Below are 13,906 nucleotides of genomic sequence, written 5' to 3' on the forward strand. Positions count from 1 at the left end.
TGCGGCATTCCCGGCCACAAGGCCAAAGCACTTCCGGCGGCGGCCGGATCCCGCCGTCGCCGGAGGTGCTTAGCTGGCCCCTACTTGGCGAGGAAGCGCAGCAGTGCTTCGTTGACCTCGGCGGCGTGGGTCCACAGCAGGCCGTGCGGGGCACCTTCGATCTCCACGTACTCTGCGCTGGGCAGGGCCTTGGCGAACAGGCGGCCGGTGGAATCGATGGGGAGGATGTTGTCCGCGGTGCCATGGAGGATCAGGGCGGGAACGTCGATCTTGGGGATGTCCTGGCGGAAGTCCGTCAGCCAGGTGGGCTGGGCGGCGACGGACGCGGTTGCCCCGGAGTTGACTGCCAGGTTCCAGCTCGCGTTGACCAGCTCCTGGCTCAGGCGGGGAGTGCCTAGGAAGGTGTCCGAGTTGTAGAAGTTCTTGAAGAATTCGGTGAAGAAGGCGTAACGGTCTGCCGTGGCTGCTTCCGTCAGCCCATCGAAGACCTCCTGCGGGACGCCGTCCGGGTTGTCGTCGGTCTTGAGCAGGAAGGGCTCCAGGGAACCGAGGAAGGCGGCCCGGGCCACGCGCGTCGAACCGTAGTTGGACAGGTAGCGGGCAACCTCGCCCGTACCCATGGAGAAGCCCACCAGCACCACGTCATTCAGGTTGAGGGTGGTCAGCAGCTCGTTAAGGTCGGCAGCGAAAGTGTCATAGTCATAGCCTTCGGTGGTCTTGCTGGATTTGCCAAAGCCCCGGCGGTCGTAGGTGATGACGCGGTAGCCGGCCTCCAGGAGGGCAGCGGTCTGTTTTTCCCAGGAGGACCCGTCCAGGGGGTAGCCGTGGATCAGGACCACCGGCTGGCCTGAGCCGTGGTCCTCGTAGTAGAGCTCGATGTCAGTGCTGTTTTCAGTTCCAACGGTAATGAAAGCCACGCGGCAATTCCTTTCGAGACTGATCGGAGCGGGCGGACGTTCGTGCCCGGCCCGCGCACTCCCTACTCTAGGGCTGTCGCCTGGAAGGTGCCGCCAGTGCCACTGCTGCTACTGGGACGGCTGCGGAAGTTCGCAGGAGATCTGCGGGTTGGCCCCCATGTAGTTCAGGGGTCCTGCGGCGATGGTGAGGACCACGGTCCCCGCCTCCGCGCAGGAGCCCGGCGCGCCGCCGAAATAACCGCGCTGCCAGGCAGCCACACCGCCGATGATCAGCCAGATGACAACGAGTGCTCCCAGGATCCGCATGATTCCTCCAAAGGCCGCGGCGGCTGTGGGTTCAATTATGCGTCGACGGCTGCCATCACCATAGTGCGTGAGGCCTTCCCCATGACATTATGTGCGCATGAATGCAGATAATAGGAGTTGCTTGCTGGGAACGGACAGCCAGTATGTGGAGCTGGCCGTTGAGGTCTTCTCGATGCTGGCCGATGCCACCCGCGTCCGGATCATCCTGGCACTCCGAGGCGGCGAGATGGCCGTGGGCGCCCTGGCCGACGCCGTCGGCAAATCACCGGCCGCCGTGTCCCAGCACCTGGCCAAGATGCGGCTGGCGCGGATGGTCTCCACCCGCCAGGACGGGACCCGGGTGCTGTACCGCCTGGAGAATGAACACGCACGGCAACTGGTGGCCGACGCCATCTTCCAGGCCGAGCACGCACTTGGCGGCCAGCCGGCCCACCACCGCCTGGACGGGGCCAATCCGTGAGCGGGCAGCCGCGGGAGGCCGGACAAGAGACGTCCCACGAACATATGCACGACGGCGGGCATCACCAACACACCGACGTGCACCACAGCGAAGACCATGGGCACGGGCATCATCATCACCACGGCTTCAAAGGCTGGCTGCTGGAGCTGTTTGTCCCGCACACCCACGATTCAGCGGACTCCATCGACGACGCGATGGAAGCCAGTACCGAGGGCATCCGCGCCCTGAAGATCAGCCTCTTCGTCCTGCTGGCCACCACGGTGCTGCAGTTCGCCGTGGTCCTGTTCAGCGGCTCCGTGGCCCTGCTGGCGGACACCATCCACAACTTTTCGGACGCCCTCACAGCCGTGCCGCTGTGGATTGCGTTCATCCTTGGCAGGAAGGCAGCCACCCGCCGGTACACGTTCGGGTTCGGCAGGGCCGAGGATCTGGCAGGCCTGTTCATCGTGGCAGTGGTGGCGCTCTCCGCCATCGTGGCGGGCTGGCAGTCAGTGGACCGGCTCATCCACCCGCAGCCTCTTCAGAATCTTGGGTGGGTGATGGCGGCCGGAATCATCGGCTTCGCCGGAAACGAGGCGGTCGCCATCTACCGGATCCGGGTGGGCCGCAAAATCGGATCGGCGGCCTTGGTGGCTGACGGCGTCCACGCGCGTACCGACGGTTTCACATCGCTGGCCGTGGTGCTCGGTGCGGCGGGCGTTATGCTCGGATTCCCGCTGGCGGACCCGATTGTTGGGCTGCTGATTTCGGCAGCCATCGTGGTGCTCCTGTGGGGCACGGTCCGCAGCATAGGCCGCCGGCTGATGGACGGCATTGAGCCGGACCTGGTGTCACGCGCCCAAGAGGCCCTGGAAGGAACCCCGGGTGTACTGGCCGTCAGGCGGCTGCAGCTGCGCTGGAACGGCCACCGGCTGCAGGGTACGGCCATAGTTGTGGTTGGGGACGGCAGCCTGTCGGCCGCCGAGGACATTCTGCACCAGGCGGACCACCGGCTGAGGCATGCCCTGCCGAAGCTGGACGACATGGTCCTGTCGCCCAGCTCGCGGCGGTAGCGGGAATCAGGCCTTGGCAGCCTTGCCCGGAAGGGCCAGCTTGAAGACCTTGGCCCAGGACGAGCCCACCTGCTTCAGCAGCGGCCCGGTGGTGTACTTCAGGCCGTAGCGCTGGCAGATCTCGCGGACCCGGGGTGCCACTTCGGCGTACCGGTTGGAGGGCAGGTCCGGGAACAGGTGGTGCTCGATCTGGTGCGACAGGTTTCCGGTCATGGTGTGCATGAACTTGGAGCCGGAGATGTTGGCCGAGCCGATCATCTGGCGGACGTACCAGTCACCGCGGGTCTCCCCTTCGACCATGTCCTCCGTGAAGGTGTCGGTGCCCTCCGGGAAGTGGCCGCAGAAGATTACGGCGTGGGCCCAGACGTTGCGGACGGCGTTAGCGGCAAGCGTGCCGTACAGGGCCTGCTTGCCGGAACCGGTGAGCATGGCAACGGCCGGGGTTGCTGCGTAGTCCTTGGTGAACTGCGTGACAACCTTCTTGCCCAGGGCCTTGAGGTCCTTGAGCAGGGCCTCCTTGGACTTGGTGCCTTCCTTGTACTCGGTCAGCTCGAGGTCATAGATAGCGATGCCCCACTCGAAGACCGGCGCCAGGATGGCGTTGAACAGCGGGTTGGCCAAGTTGATGGGCTTCCACGGCTGCTCTTCGTCCATGCGCAGGAGGTTGTATCCGACGTCGTTGTCCTTGCCCACAACGTTGGTCCAGCGGTGGTGCAGGTCATTGTGGGTGTGCTGCCAGGAGCGCGAGGGGGTAACGAAGTCCCACTCCCACGTGGTGGAGTGGATGTCCGGATCCCGCATCCAGTCCCACTGGCCGTGCAGGATGTTGTGGCCCAGCTCCATGTTTTCCAGGATCTTGGCAAGGCTCAGCAGGGTGGTTCCAGTGACCCAGGCAGCCTTGTTCTTGCTGACCAGCAGTGCGGCGCGGCCGGAAATCTCCAGCCCGCGCTGGATCTTGATCATGCGGCGGATGTACGCGGCATCTTCGGCGCCGCGCTTTGCCAGGATTTCGTCGCGGATCGCGTCGAGTTCACGGCCGAGCTCCGCCACCTGTTCGTCGCTGAGGTGTGCCGCGGCCGGCGGGCGGACGGTGGGGCTGCCGGATTCGGCGAGCTTTCCGGGGCGCGTCCTTGAGCTCTTGGGTGAACTGCCGCCGGCAGGAGTGACCTTGCTGGGTGTTATTACAGACATACCTTGATGCTCCTCAGATTTCGAGGTTGACGGGTCCGGCGGCTGCCGAGACACACGTTTGGATCAGTTGGCCGGGTTCGCCATGGATTTCCCCGGTGCGGAGGTCGCGGACCTGTCCGGACAGGAGCGGGGTGAGGCAGCTGTGGCAGATTCCCATCCGGCAGCCGCTCGGCATCAGCACCCCGGCGTCCTCGCCGACGTCCAGGATGGGGGTGTCGCCGTCGGCTTCCACCTCACGGTCGGACGCTTCGAAGGTGACCAGCCCGCCGTCGTGCCCCACGCCGGCGTCGAAGGTGGTGTTGAAGCGCTCGATCATGAGGTTTCCGGCGCTGCCGGCCACCGCGACGTCCGTTCCGGGCGCTGCCGTTGTGAGCGCGGCGCGCTTCCACAGCGCTTCGGCGTCGTCCAGGAAGCTGTCCGGGCCGCAGGCGTAGGCCGCGCGTTCCTTCCAGTCCGGGCAGATCTCGTCCAGCTGGGAGGTGTTGGTGAGGTCCATGCGGCCCTGCTCGCCGGTAAACCAGTGGGCAAGCCGGAAGTTGGGGAACTGGTCGGCAAGTTCGGCGAGTTCCTCGCGGAAGAGGCTGTCACCCGGAGTGCGGGCTGAGTGAACCAGCACGACGTCGGCATCCGGACGCCGGGGAACAAGGGTGCGGATCATGGACATCACCGGAGTGATGCCGCTGCCCGCGGTCACCATCAGCAGGGGCCGCGGGTGCTCCGGAAGCACAAAGTCGCCCTGCGGGGGTGCGAGGAAGAGGACGTCGCCGGGCTTGGTGGTGCGCACCAGGGTGCCGGAGACTGCTCCGACGTCGGTCACGGTGATGGCCGGGTCCTTGCCCGCCGGGGCACTGAGGGAGTAGGACCGCCAGTGGCGGACGCCGTCGAGTTCGACGCCGATGCGCGCCCACTGCCCTGCCAGGTGGGAGTGCCAGCCGCGGCCGGGGCGGAAGAAAATGGTGGCCGACTGCGCGGTTTCCTGAACCACGCGCGTCACCACACCGCGAAGCTGCCGTGCCGAGTAGACGGGGTTGAAAAGCGCGAGGATATCCTCCGGCGCCAAAGGCGTAGTGAGCACAGAGGCCGCCTGGGCCAGCTGTCGTAACCGGATCATGCGATTAAGCCTAGAGCGGCGCGAGCCATAATTCTCTCTCTCCGTCATATGACCGTTCCGCAGTCACGCTGTAATGGTGGCGCTAAGCCCCCAAAGCCGCACTCTAAGAGTAACGGCTGCGGTACGCAGATGGTTCCTCCACAAATCAGTAAGCGTGCTTAGTGTATCCCTGGAGCGCACGGTGCAGGCAACTTTGGCCCCGCGTCCGGAATATTACGGCTGGTCAGGAGCGGGACGGGCTCCAGCCCAACGCCGGGGCGATGTGGCGGGCCACGTTGCCCAGGAGCTTGGCGTTGAATTCCAACCCCAAGCTGGTTGGGAACGGTCAGCAGCAGGGTGTCCGCGGCCTGGACGGCGGTGTCGGCGGCGAGCTGTTCCGCGAGCCGGTCCGGCTCACCCACATAGCTCTTGCCGAACCTGGCGGTGAGCCCGTCGATAATGCCCACCTGGTCCCGGCTGTCGCGTAAGGCGCTGCCGGCGAAATACCGGCTGTCCTCGGCGTCCACGATGGGAAGCACGCTGCGGCTGACCGACACCCGGGGTACGTGGCTATGGCCTGCAGCGGACCAGGCGTCCCGGAACAGCTGGATCTGCTCCGCCTGCAACTCGTGGAAGGGCACACCTGTGTCCTCCGTCAACAGGGTGGAACTCATCAGGTTCACGCCCAGTTCCGCAGCCCAGACCGCAGTTTTGCGGCTCCCGGCTCCCCACCAAATGCGTTCGGCAAGGCCGGGTGACTGGGGCTGGACGGGCAGGAGCCCAATGGCACCGCCGGCATACCGGGGATCCGCTTCAGTCACCCCTGCTCCGCTGATCGCCTTACGAAAGAGTGCCGTGTGCCGCCGGGCCATGTCGGCATCTGATTCCCCGGCGTCCGGCACGTGGCCGAAAGCCGCGGCTCCGTTGCGCGCAGGCTCGGGTGAACCGCGGCTGATGCCCAGCTGCAGCCGGCCTCCGCTGATCAGGTCCGTTGCCGCCGCTTCCTCCGCCATGTACAGCGGGTTTTCGTAACGCATGTCGATCACGCCGGTGCCGATTTCGATCCTGCGGGTGCGTGCTGCAATAGCGGAAAGCAGCGGGAACGGTGAGGCCTGCTGGCGGGCGAAGTGGTGGACGCGGAAAAACGCTCCGTCCACGCCGAGCTCCTCGGCGGCTACCGCCAGCTCGATGCCCTGGAGCAATGCCTCGCCGGCAGTCCTGGTGCGGGAGCCCTGGCCGGGGCCCCAATGGCCGAATGAAAGGAATCCTATGCGCTCCATACCTGCCCCAACCCGTGCGGCTCTGCCGGCATTCCCGGCTGGCATGATGGCTGTGTGGCTACTCCTGATGAGACCGTGACCATCGGCAAGACCGTCCTGCTGTTCGCACTGGCGGCAGCGGCGGAGATAGGTGGCGCCTGGCTTGTATGGCAATCCGTGCGCGAAGGCAAGGACTGGTGGTGGGCCGGGCTGGGCGTCATAGCCCTTGGCGCCTACGGCTTCGTGGCCACACTCCAGCCCGACGCCCACTTTGGCCGGATCCTGGCGGCCTACGGCGGGGTGTTCGTCGCCGGCTCGCTGGCCTGGGGCATGATCTTTGACGGCTTCCGCCCCGACCGGTGGGACGTGGCCGGGTCCCTGATTTGCCTGCTGGGCGTGGCGGTCATCATGTTTGCCCCGCGGGGCGGAAGCTAACCCCGGCCCCCACTAAACTGGCACCGTGACGAACAGGCAGCAGGGACCCGGGGAACCCGTGCCGCCGTCGCGCGGAAAAATTGCCGAGCGCCTGCTGCCGGGCGGGGAGGAACCGGACCCGCGGTTCACCCTCGCCAACGAGCGCACCTTCCTCGCCTGGATCCGGACGTCCCTTGCACTGCTCGCCGGCGGCATCGCCATTGAGGCGTTCACCGCCGACCTGTTTTTGGAGCCGGTCCGCAAGGGACTGGCCGTGGTCCTGCTGCTGCTCGGCATGCTGCTCAGTGCCGGCTCGGCGGTGCGATGGCTCCGGGTGGAACGCAGCATGCGCAATAAGGCTCCCCTGCCGCTGCCGCTCATTGTGCCCCTCCTCGCCGGGGCAGGGGCCCTGGCGGCCGCCGTCGTCCTGGTCTTTATCCTCTGGCGCTGACGCATGGGACGTTCCCGCCACCCTGCCGGCCCGCACGGGGATCCGGGCCTACAGCCGGAGCGGACCACGCTGGCATGGGGCCGGACCATGATGGCACTGGTAACGGTCAGCGCCATTTTCCTGCGCTGGCTCCCTGCCCACGGGTTCCCCATCCTGCTGCTGTTCGCCGTTTCCGCAGGCGCTGCGCTGGCCATCTACCTCACCCAGCGCCGGCGCTACAGTGCCAGTTCCCGGGGCATCCATCAGGAAAGTGTCGACGCCGACATCCCCGCGGTGCTCTTGACGGCCTTTGCGGGGGTGGCGCTGGGTGGCCTGGGCATCGGCGTCGTCCTGGCCGGTTAGGAGCCGGGGAAACCACCAGCTTTGACGGATCCGGCGCTAAAACATGGGCAGGACAAAGCCTGCCAACAGTGCCACCGCCCCGATGGCGGTCAGCGCGCGGCCCAGCAAGGAGGCCGTTTTGCCGGCTTCCTCCGGTGCGGCCATCTGCCACTGTGTGGGGCGTTTGGGGTGGTAGTAAATGGGAAGTGTGTCGCCCACCGCCAGGTCCTTGATGTCGTGCGGGGACATGGGGGCGTGGTGCACCTGGTATTTCCGGTCGAACCAGCGGAAACCCACGCCCGTGGTGTCGGAGTAAACCACTGCCTCGGCCACGTCCCAGGGGTGCACGAAGCGGCGGAGGAACCCCGTGTAGAACAGCAGGCCCAGCCCGGCAGGCAGGCACAACCAGGTCAGCATTTCCAGGATTGGACCTGCCATTTCAAGCACAGTGGGCATGAACTTGATGGTACCGCCCAGGGGTGGTGACTTCTGCACGCACTACGTACCCTGAGGGAACCAAAGTGACCGGTCCGGAGTAAGGGGAAAGTTATGGACGATCAGGATCTCTTGGCGCGTATCCAGGCCCTGGTGGAGGAGGAACATTCGCTCCGCGAGGGCCCGGGCGACGGCCAGGCGCCGGACCAGGCCCGGCTCAAGCAAGTAGAGGAAAGCCTCGACCAGTGCTGGGACCTGTTGCGCCAGCGCAGGGCCAAATCGGAGTCCGGCGAGAACCCCAACGAGGCCGAGACGCGGCCCGTCAGCGAGGTTGAGAACTACAAGCAGTAACCCGCCCAACGCCTGCCCGGTCCCGCCGCTTTTACTCCAGCGCGACCGGGCAGGACACCGTTTTATGCGCGTTAGCCGATGGCCTCGGGCATCTGCTCCACTACGTACTGCACGTCCACGGAAAGCCCGGTGACGGGATCGCTCATTTCGACTTTCCAGCTGCGGGCAAACTGGTTCACTCCGCCCGTCATGGCAACAGTGCCCGAAATCAGCACGGTTCCGGGCTGGTTGAGACCCCGTTCTTCAAGCACCTCAAGCCAGTAGTCCGGGGTGAGCAGCGCCTCAAGTGAGCTGTCCTGGATGAGCGTGTCCGGGGTATCCCCCTCCCCCACCCAGCCCTTCAGCGTGATCCTGTCCAGGTGGCCGCGAACATCATCCAGCCGCCACGCCTTCCGCCCCAAAACGTCCGGACTGGCGTTCTTGCTCCACGCCACGCCATGCACTTCCAGCTCCCGGTCCGTGTGGTCGCAGGCAACGGTTAGCAGCACGCCGTCATCGGTGATCACCAGTGCCCATTCGGCTTCGCCCGACGTCCGCGCGTGCTGTACCCGGACTTCGGACACCTGCTGTGCGAGGTAGGGCGACACGGGGTAAAGGGCCGGTGTGGTTGCGGGACCCGGGACCCCCAACTCCGCCAGTTCGGCGATGTGCGCCTGGACTTCATCCTGCTCGCGGCCTGCGTAACCGGCGTTCAGGAGGTGCTTGACCTCCACTTCCCTGGTGCTGCCATCGGGCAGTTCGAAGCTGAGAACCGTCATGGTGGATCCGTCCTTTTCTTGTGCTGCAGGAAAAATTAACAAACCGGAAACCGGAAAGGGTCGCCAATGTACAACCAGTATGCGTAATGTATACATTTAACGCCAGCGTGACAGGCGTCACCCTGAAATACTCCAGTGGAGGACACAATGAGCAGCTCCCCAACCCCGGCTCACGGTGCAACGCCGCACCCGCCTATCCATCCCAAAGGCCTGTACAAGGCCTTTGCCGCCAGCCTCACCGGGACCGCCCTCGAGTGGTACGACTTCGCCGTCTACTCAGCGGCGGCCGCCGTCGTCTTTCCCATCGTCTTCTTCCCGGCCTCCGATCCCCTGACCGGCACGATCCTGGCGTTCTCCACGTACGCCGTCGGCTATGTTTCCCGCCCTGTTGGCGGCATTATTTTCGGCCGCCTGGGCGACCGCATCGGCCGCAAGAGGGTCCTGGTCACCACGCTGATGATCATCGGTGTGGCCACCGTGCTCATCGGTGTTCTGCCGGGGTATGACGCCATCGGCATCACGGCGCCCATCATCCTGGTGCTCCTGCGGTTTGCCCAGGGCGTGGGTGTCGGCGGCGAATGGGGCGGCGCCGTCCTGCTCTCCAGTGAGTATGGCGACCCGCACCGCCGCGGCTTCTGGGCCTCGGCCGCACAGGTGGGACCTCCCGCCGGCAACCTGCTCGCCAACGGCGCCCTCGCAGTCCTGACCCTCATGCTGACCGAGGAACAGTTCCTAAGCTTCGGCTGGCGCATCGCGTTCCTGGTTTCCGCGCTGCTGGTCGCGTTCGGCCTCTGGATCCGGCTAAGGCTGGAGGACACGCCCGTCTTCAAGGCGATCGCAGCCCACGGCGAGCAGCCGCATGCTCCCATCCGCGAAGTCTTCAGCCATGAACTGCGCCCACTGATCGCCGCCATCCTCTGCCGTGTGGGACCGGACGTGCTGTACGCCCTGTTTACCGTCTTTACCCTTACCTACGGCATCCAGACCCTGGGCTACGAGCGCAACCAGGTCCTCACCGCCGTCCTGATCGGCTCCGCTTTCCAGCTCTTTATGATCCCGCTGGCCGGCGCCGTTTCGGACCGGTTCAACCGCCGCCTGGTCTACGGCGTGGGCGCGGTGGTCGGCGCCGTCTGGACCTTCATCTTCTTCGGCATCCTGGGCGGCGACAACCAGCCCATGCTGATCGTTGGCATCGTCCTGGGGCTCGCGGCACACTCGTTCATGTACGGCCCGCAGGCCGCCTTCATCGTGGAACAGTTCTCCCCCCGGCTGCGTTCCACCGGAAGCTCCCTGGCCTACACCTTTGCCGGCGTGATCGGCGGCGCCATCGCCCCGCTGATGTTCACGGTGCTGCTCTCCCAGTTCGGCACCTGGACCCCGGTGGCCATCTACGTTGCCGTTGCCGCCGTCGTGACCCTGGTGGGTCTGGCCATGGGCCGCGACAACGACACCGTGGAGGACCAGGACTACCGCCTCCTCCTGGAAGGCGCGGCCGAAGCCAAGCGGGCGTCAGGAGTGGGCGACTCGCGCTGAACTGTCAGGTGCGCAGCAGGATATCGCGGGTAACTGCCAAGTGCTCGTCGATCGCCTTCTGCGCCTGGACGGCGTCGCCGGCCACCAGGGCATCAAGGATGCCCTGGTGTTCGGCGCACACGTCCTGGCGCCGGCCGCCTGTCCGGAACAGGGCGGCAACGCCCACCAGGATCTGGCGGACGTGAAGCTTGCTGTAGGTCCGGGAGATGAGTTCATTTCCGGCGGCGTCGATGAGCTGCTGATGGAAAAGAGTGTCCAGCCGGATGAATTCGCGGGCATCTCCCGGGCTTTCGGTGTCCGGAATCCTGGCCTGGAGGTCCAGCGTTTCCTGCATCAGACCCGCGGGCACGCGCTGCTCGGCGATGACCAGCCGCGCAGCGTAATTCTCCAGCACGCCGCGCAGTTCCATCAGCTCGGAAATCTCCCTGCCGGTGATGGCCGGGACGTACGCACCGCGCTGCGGAATCAGCTCCACCAGCCCGTCGGATACCAGGAGGAGCAGGGCTTCACGGACCGGCGTGCGGGAAACACCGATGTCTGCCGCCAGCTCTGTCTCGTTAAGGAACCGGCCCTGAAGCTCCGGATCAGTCAGGACGTTCTCGCGCAGGTGGATGTACGCCTTCTCGCGACCGGACGCCGCCGTTCCCGGCATTTTTCCCATACATTATGTATACAACAGATTGGAGTTCTTCCATGCGCCTTGCAGTCGCCCAAATCATCAGCAGCGCAGACCTTGCTGCCAACCTGGAGCTGATCCGGGAGTACGCAACGGAGGCCAAAGCCGCCGGCGCGGAACTGGTGGTCTTCCCCGAGGCAGCCATGCGCGCTTTCGGCCATTCCCTGAAGGACGTCGCCGAGCCGCTTGACGGACCGTGGGCGGAAAAGGTCCGCGGCATTGCCCGGGAACTGGACATTGCGATCGTAGCGGGGATGTTCACTCCCGGGAAGGACGGCCGCGTCCGCAACACGCTGCTGGTCACCGGCCCCGGCCTCGACACCTCCTACGACAAGGTGCACCTCTTCGACGCCTTTGGCTTCATGGAGTCCAAGACAGTGGATGCGGGAGAAAGCCCTGTGACGTTCGAACTCAACGGCACGGTCTTCGGACTTGCCACGTGCTACGACGTCCGTTTCCCTGCCTTGTTTACCGCCAATGCCAAGGCCGGCGCGCAGGTCAACATCGTGTGCGCGTCCTGGGGCGCCGGCGAGGGCAAGGCCGAGCAGTGGGACCTGCTGGTCCGGGCCCGCGCGCTGGACAGCACCACCTTTGTGGTGGCCTGCGGCCAGGGCGACCCCGAAACCACCGGGGCAGGTTCGGCCGGAGCCGCCCCCACCGGGATCGGGCACAGTGCCGTCATCTCCCCGCTGGGATCCGCGCTGGCGACGCTGGACGGAAAGCCCGGGCTCGCCGTCGTTGACATCGATCCCTCACTCGTGGACGAAATCCGCACCAAGCTTCCCGTCCTGGCCAACGCCCGCCAGTTCTGAACCTGCCGGTGCACGCCCCCGCCGCTTTAGCCAGCAGGGTGCAGGAAACTGCGGAGGGCGTGCACCCATTCTTCAAACGCTTCCAGATGCCCATCGTGAGAGCCTCGCGCAAAAGATCGGACGCCCAGTTGCTACAGGTCCCATCCCTCTGAGTCATCGCACTGCAGGCGCTGAGACAGCGTGAGTCCTCGTTCACAGGCAGGAAACGCAGCCAGGAACGACGCGCGACGGCGGCTCCTCACCTTCCCAACAGGCAGTCGCCTGTGGGTTCGCCTGCAAAAGGGACGGCGGGCTTTTGTTGAGAGGTGCGGGATGGCACCCGTTAACACTGCCGAAACAAAGCCGACACGCGAACTTCACGCAAAGCCGATTTGTGTAACGTCACGGCAACTTTGAGCGGTCTTTTCCGAAACACAACCAACGAAAGATGGACGGCGGGGGAAAGGCAAGGGGCTGCAGCGCCCCGTCAAGCTCACATCCGAAGGGACCTGCCGGTGGAAATCTCTGCCCAACACGTCTGGCTGATGATTTCAGCCGCGATGGTACTGCTGATGACGCCCGGGCTCGGACTCTTCTACGGCGGCATGACCCGTGCCAAGGCCGCGCTGAACATGATCATGATGAGCTTCATCTCCGCCGGCATCGTCGGCGTGGTGTGGGTCCTGTGGGGCTACTCCATGACCACCGGCGACGGCGTCCTGGGCGTCTTCGGCAACCCCTTCGCCAACTTCGGGCTGCAGAACCTCATGGGCTCCCCCGACATGATTAAGGCTGGCTACAGCGCCACCTTCGCCATCATCACGGTGGCACTGATCAGCGGCGCCATCGCCGACCGCGCGAAGTTCAGCGCATGGGCCCTGTTCGTGCCGGTGTGGATCACCCTGGTTTACTGCCCGCTGGCCTACATGATCTGGGGCGGCGGCCTGATGAGCGCCGGTGGAGCAGTCACCGCCATCTTCGGCCAGGTCATCGATTTCGCTGGCGGCGCTGTTGTGGAGATCAGCTCCGGAACAGCCGCACTGGTTCTTGCCCTGATCGTTGGCCAGCGGCACGGCTTCGCCAAGGATCCCAACCACCGCCCCCACAACGTGCCCTTCATCATGCTGGGCGCCGCCATCCTCTGGTTCGGCTGGTTCGGCTTCAACGGCGGTGCTGCAACCACGGCCGAGCAGGCCGGCCTGATCTGGGTCAACACCCTGGTCACTCCGGCGGCCGCCATGCTGAGCTGGCTGGTCACCGAGAAGCTTCGGCACGGCCACCCCACTTCCCTCGGCGCGGCATCCGGCGTGGTGGCCGGACTCGTGGCCATCACCCCCTCCTGCGCCAACATCAGCCCGGTGGCCGCAATCGGCCTGGGCCTGGTGGCGGGTGCCGCCTGCGCGGTGTTCGTTGACCTCAAGTACCGCTTTGGGCTGGACGACTCCCTGGATGTGGTGGGAGTCCACCTGGGCGCCGGACTCATCGGCACCCTGGCACTGGGATTCATCGCCCTCCCCGTGGACGGCCAGGGTGGCGGGCTCTTCTACGGCGGCGGGGTCCAGCAGCTCATCGCCCAAACCGCGGCCGTTGTGATCACCCTGCTGCTGTCCGGCCTGGGAACCCTGGTCATCGGCCGGATCATCAACAAGGCCATTGGGTTCCGGGTCAGCCACGAGGCTGAAACTGCCGGCGTGGACCTCTCCGAGCACGCCGAGAGCGCCTACGCGTTCGGCGAGCTGGGCTCCGGCTTCAACCCCCTGCGGCCCGCCGCTTCCCATCTCCCGACCGCTGGCGTTCCCGCCGCCGCCAAGGATTCCACTGCCAGGGATTCGACTGCCAAGGATTCCGCCGAACTCCACGCCAAGGAAGACTCCTTCGCATAGCGGGCCGCGCCTGCGGGT

The 13,906-nt window shown here is 65.7% G+C and carries 16 protein-coding genes and 1 pseudogene; 9 read left to right on the forward strand and 8 right to left on the reverse strand.

The features are described 5' to 3' along the window. Nucleotides 1–80 precede the first annotated feature (80 nt). Both ACZ9BC_RS08660 and ACZ9BC_RS08665 read right to left on the reverse strand, forming a co-directional pair. Nucleotides 81–917 (reverse strand): alpha/beta fold hydrolase, encoded by an 837-nt coding sequence (locus ACZ9BC_RS08660; protein ID WP_476245568.1) that lies wholly within the window; start codon nt 915–917, stop codon nt 81–83. A 108-nt stretch (nt 918–1,025) separates the two neighbouring features. Continuing rightward, the gene (locus ACZ9BC_RS08665) at nt 1,026–1,223 is read right to left on the reverse strand and encodes a hypothetical protein (protein WP_476245569.1); all 198 of its coding nucleotides are present in this window, start codon (nt 1,221–1,223) and stop codon (nt 1,026–1,028) included. 97 nt (nt 1,224–1,320) lie between these two features. Between ACZ9BC_RS08665 and ACZ9BC_RS08670 the strand changes: the two genes are divergently transcribed. Both ACZ9BC_RS08670 and ACZ9BC_RS08675 read left to right on the forward strand, forming a co-directional pair. Next, on the forward strand, nt 1,321–1,683 hold the full coding sequence (locus tag ACZ9BC_RS08670; protein ID WP_476245570.1) for an ArsR/SmtB family transcription factor: 363 nt from the start codon (nt 1,321–1,323) through the stop codon (nt 1,681–1,683). A 44-nt stretch (nt 1,684–1,727) separates the two neighbouring features. Continuing rightward, nucleotides 1,728–2,735: a cation diffusion facilitator family transporter gene (locus tag ACZ9BC_RS08675; RefSeq protein WP_476245976.1), complete on the forward strand. Its 1,008-nt coding sequence runs from the start codon at nt 1,728–1,730 to the stop codon at nt 2,733–2,735. A 6-nt stretch (nt 2,736–2,741) separates the two neighbouring features. Here ACZ9BC_RS08675 and ACZ9BC_RS08680 read toward each other — a convergent pair whose 3' ends face one another. From ACZ9BC_RS08680 to ACZ9BC_RS08690, 3 genes and pseudogenes are all read right to left on the reverse strand, one after another. Further along, nucleotides 2,742–3,926 (reverse strand): fatty acid desaturase family protein, encoded by a 1,185-nt coding sequence (locus ACZ9BC_RS08680; RefSeq protein WP_079598829.1) that lies wholly within the window; start codon nt 3,924–3,926, stop codon nt 2,742–2,744. Between the two features lie 13 nt (nt 3,927–3,939). Beyond that, a complete protein-coding gene (locus tag ACZ9BC_RS08685; RefSeq protein WP_079598828.1) occupies nt 3,940–5,037 on the reverse strand; it encodes a ferredoxin reductase in 1,098 nt (365 codons plus the stop codon). A 223-nt stretch (nt 5,038–5,260) separates the two neighbouring features. Continuing rightward, nucleotides 5,261–6,296, reverse strand: a pseudogene (locus tag ACZ9BC_RS08690) (LLM class flavin-dependent oxidoreductase). Nucleotides 6,297–6,371: 75 nt separating this feature from the next. On the opposite strand from ACZ9BC_RS08690, the gene ACZ9BC_RS08695 reads away from it, so the two are divergent. From ACZ9BC_RS08695 to ACZ9BC_RS08705, 3 genes are read left to right on the forward strand one after another with little or no spacing between them, the layout of a single operon-like run. After that, nucleotides 6,372–6,710 carry a YnfA family protein gene (locus ACZ9BC_RS08695; RefSeq protein WP_476245977.1) on the forward strand — a complete coding sequence of 113 codons (339 nt, stop codon included), beginning with the start codon at nt 6,372–6,374 and terminating at the stop codon, nt 6,708–6,710. Nucleotides 6,711–6,735: 25 nt separating this feature from the next. Next, a complete protein-coding gene (locus ACZ9BC_RS08700) occupies nt 6,736–7,140 on the forward strand; it encodes a YidH family protein (RefSeq protein WP_115523891.1) in 405 nt (134 codons plus the stop codon). A 3-nt stretch (nt 7,141–7,143) separates the two neighbouring features. Further along, nucleotides 7,144–7,482: a DUF202 domain-containing protein gene (locus tag ACZ9BC_RS08705; protein WP_476245571.1), complete on the forward strand. Its 339-nt coding sequence runs from the start codon at nt 7,144–7,146 to the stop codon at nt 7,480–7,482. Between the two features lie 36 nt (nt 7,483–7,518). Here ACZ9BC_RS08705 and ACZ9BC_RS08710 read toward each other — a convergent pair whose 3' ends face one another. Then, complete coding sequence (locus ACZ9BC_RS08710) at nt 7,519–7,917, reverse strand: hypothetical protein (RefSeq protein ID WP_079598823.1); 399 nt, start codon at nt 7,915–7,917, stop codon at nt 7,519–7,521. 93 nt (nt 7,918–8,010) lie between these two features. Between ACZ9BC_RS08710 and ACZ9BC_RS08715 the strand changes: the two genes are divergently transcribed. Then, nucleotides 8,011–8,247: a DUF2630 family protein gene (locus ACZ9BC_RS08715; protein WP_476245572.1), complete on the forward strand. Its 237-nt coding sequence runs from the start codon at nt 8,011–8,013 to the stop codon at nt 8,245–8,247. Between the two features lie 71 nt (nt 8,248–8,318). On the opposite strand, the gene ACZ9BC_RS08720 is transcribed toward ACZ9BC_RS08715, so the two are convergent. Then, nucleotides 8,319–9,005 (reverse strand): DUF2848 domain-containing protein, encoded by a 687-nt coding sequence (locus ACZ9BC_RS08720; RefSeq protein ID WP_476245573.1) that lies wholly within the window; start codon nt 9,003–9,005, stop codon nt 8,319–8,321. A 147-nt stretch (nt 9,006–9,152) separates the two neighbouring features. On the opposite strand from ACZ9BC_RS08720, the gene ACZ9BC_RS08725 reads away from it, so the two are divergent. Further along, complete coding sequence (locus tag ACZ9BC_RS08725; protein WP_476245574.1) at nt 9,153–10,538, forward strand: MFS transporter; 1,386 nt, start codon at nt 9,153–9,155, stop codon at nt 10,536–10,538. A 4-nt stretch (nt 10,539–10,542) separates the two neighbouring features. Here the strand turns inward: ACZ9BC_RS08725 and ACZ9BC_RS08730 are convergent, their stop codons facing one another. After that, nucleotides 10,543–11,199, reverse strand: a complete 657-nt coding sequence (locus ACZ9BC_RS08730) for a GntR family transcriptional regulator (protein ID WP_079598819.1) — start codon at nt 11,197–11,199, stop codon at nt 10,543–10,545. 32 nt (nt 11,200–11,231) lie between these two features. Here ACZ9BC_RS08730 and ACZ9BC_RS08735 point away from each other — a divergent pair, with 32 nt between their 5' ends. Both ACZ9BC_RS08735 and ACZ9BC_RS08740 read left to right on the forward strand, forming a co-directional pair. Further along, nucleotides 11,232–12,026 (forward strand): carbon-nitrogen hydrolase family protein, encoded by a 795-nt coding sequence (locus ACZ9BC_RS08735; protein ID WP_476245575.1) that lies wholly within the window; start codon nt 11,232–11,234, stop codon nt 12,024–12,026. A gap of 494 nt (nt 12,027–12,520) precedes the next feature. Continuing rightward, the gene (locus ACZ9BC_RS08740; protein ID WP_476245576.1) at nt 12,521–13,888 is read left to right on the forward strand and encodes an ammonium transporter; all 1,368 of its coding nucleotides are present in this window, start codon (nt 12,521–12,523) and stop codon (nt 13,886–13,888) included. Nucleotides 13,889–13,906: the final 18 nt, after the last annotated feature.

This window comes from Pseudarthrobacter sp. TE3704 (genome assembly GCF_056279405.1).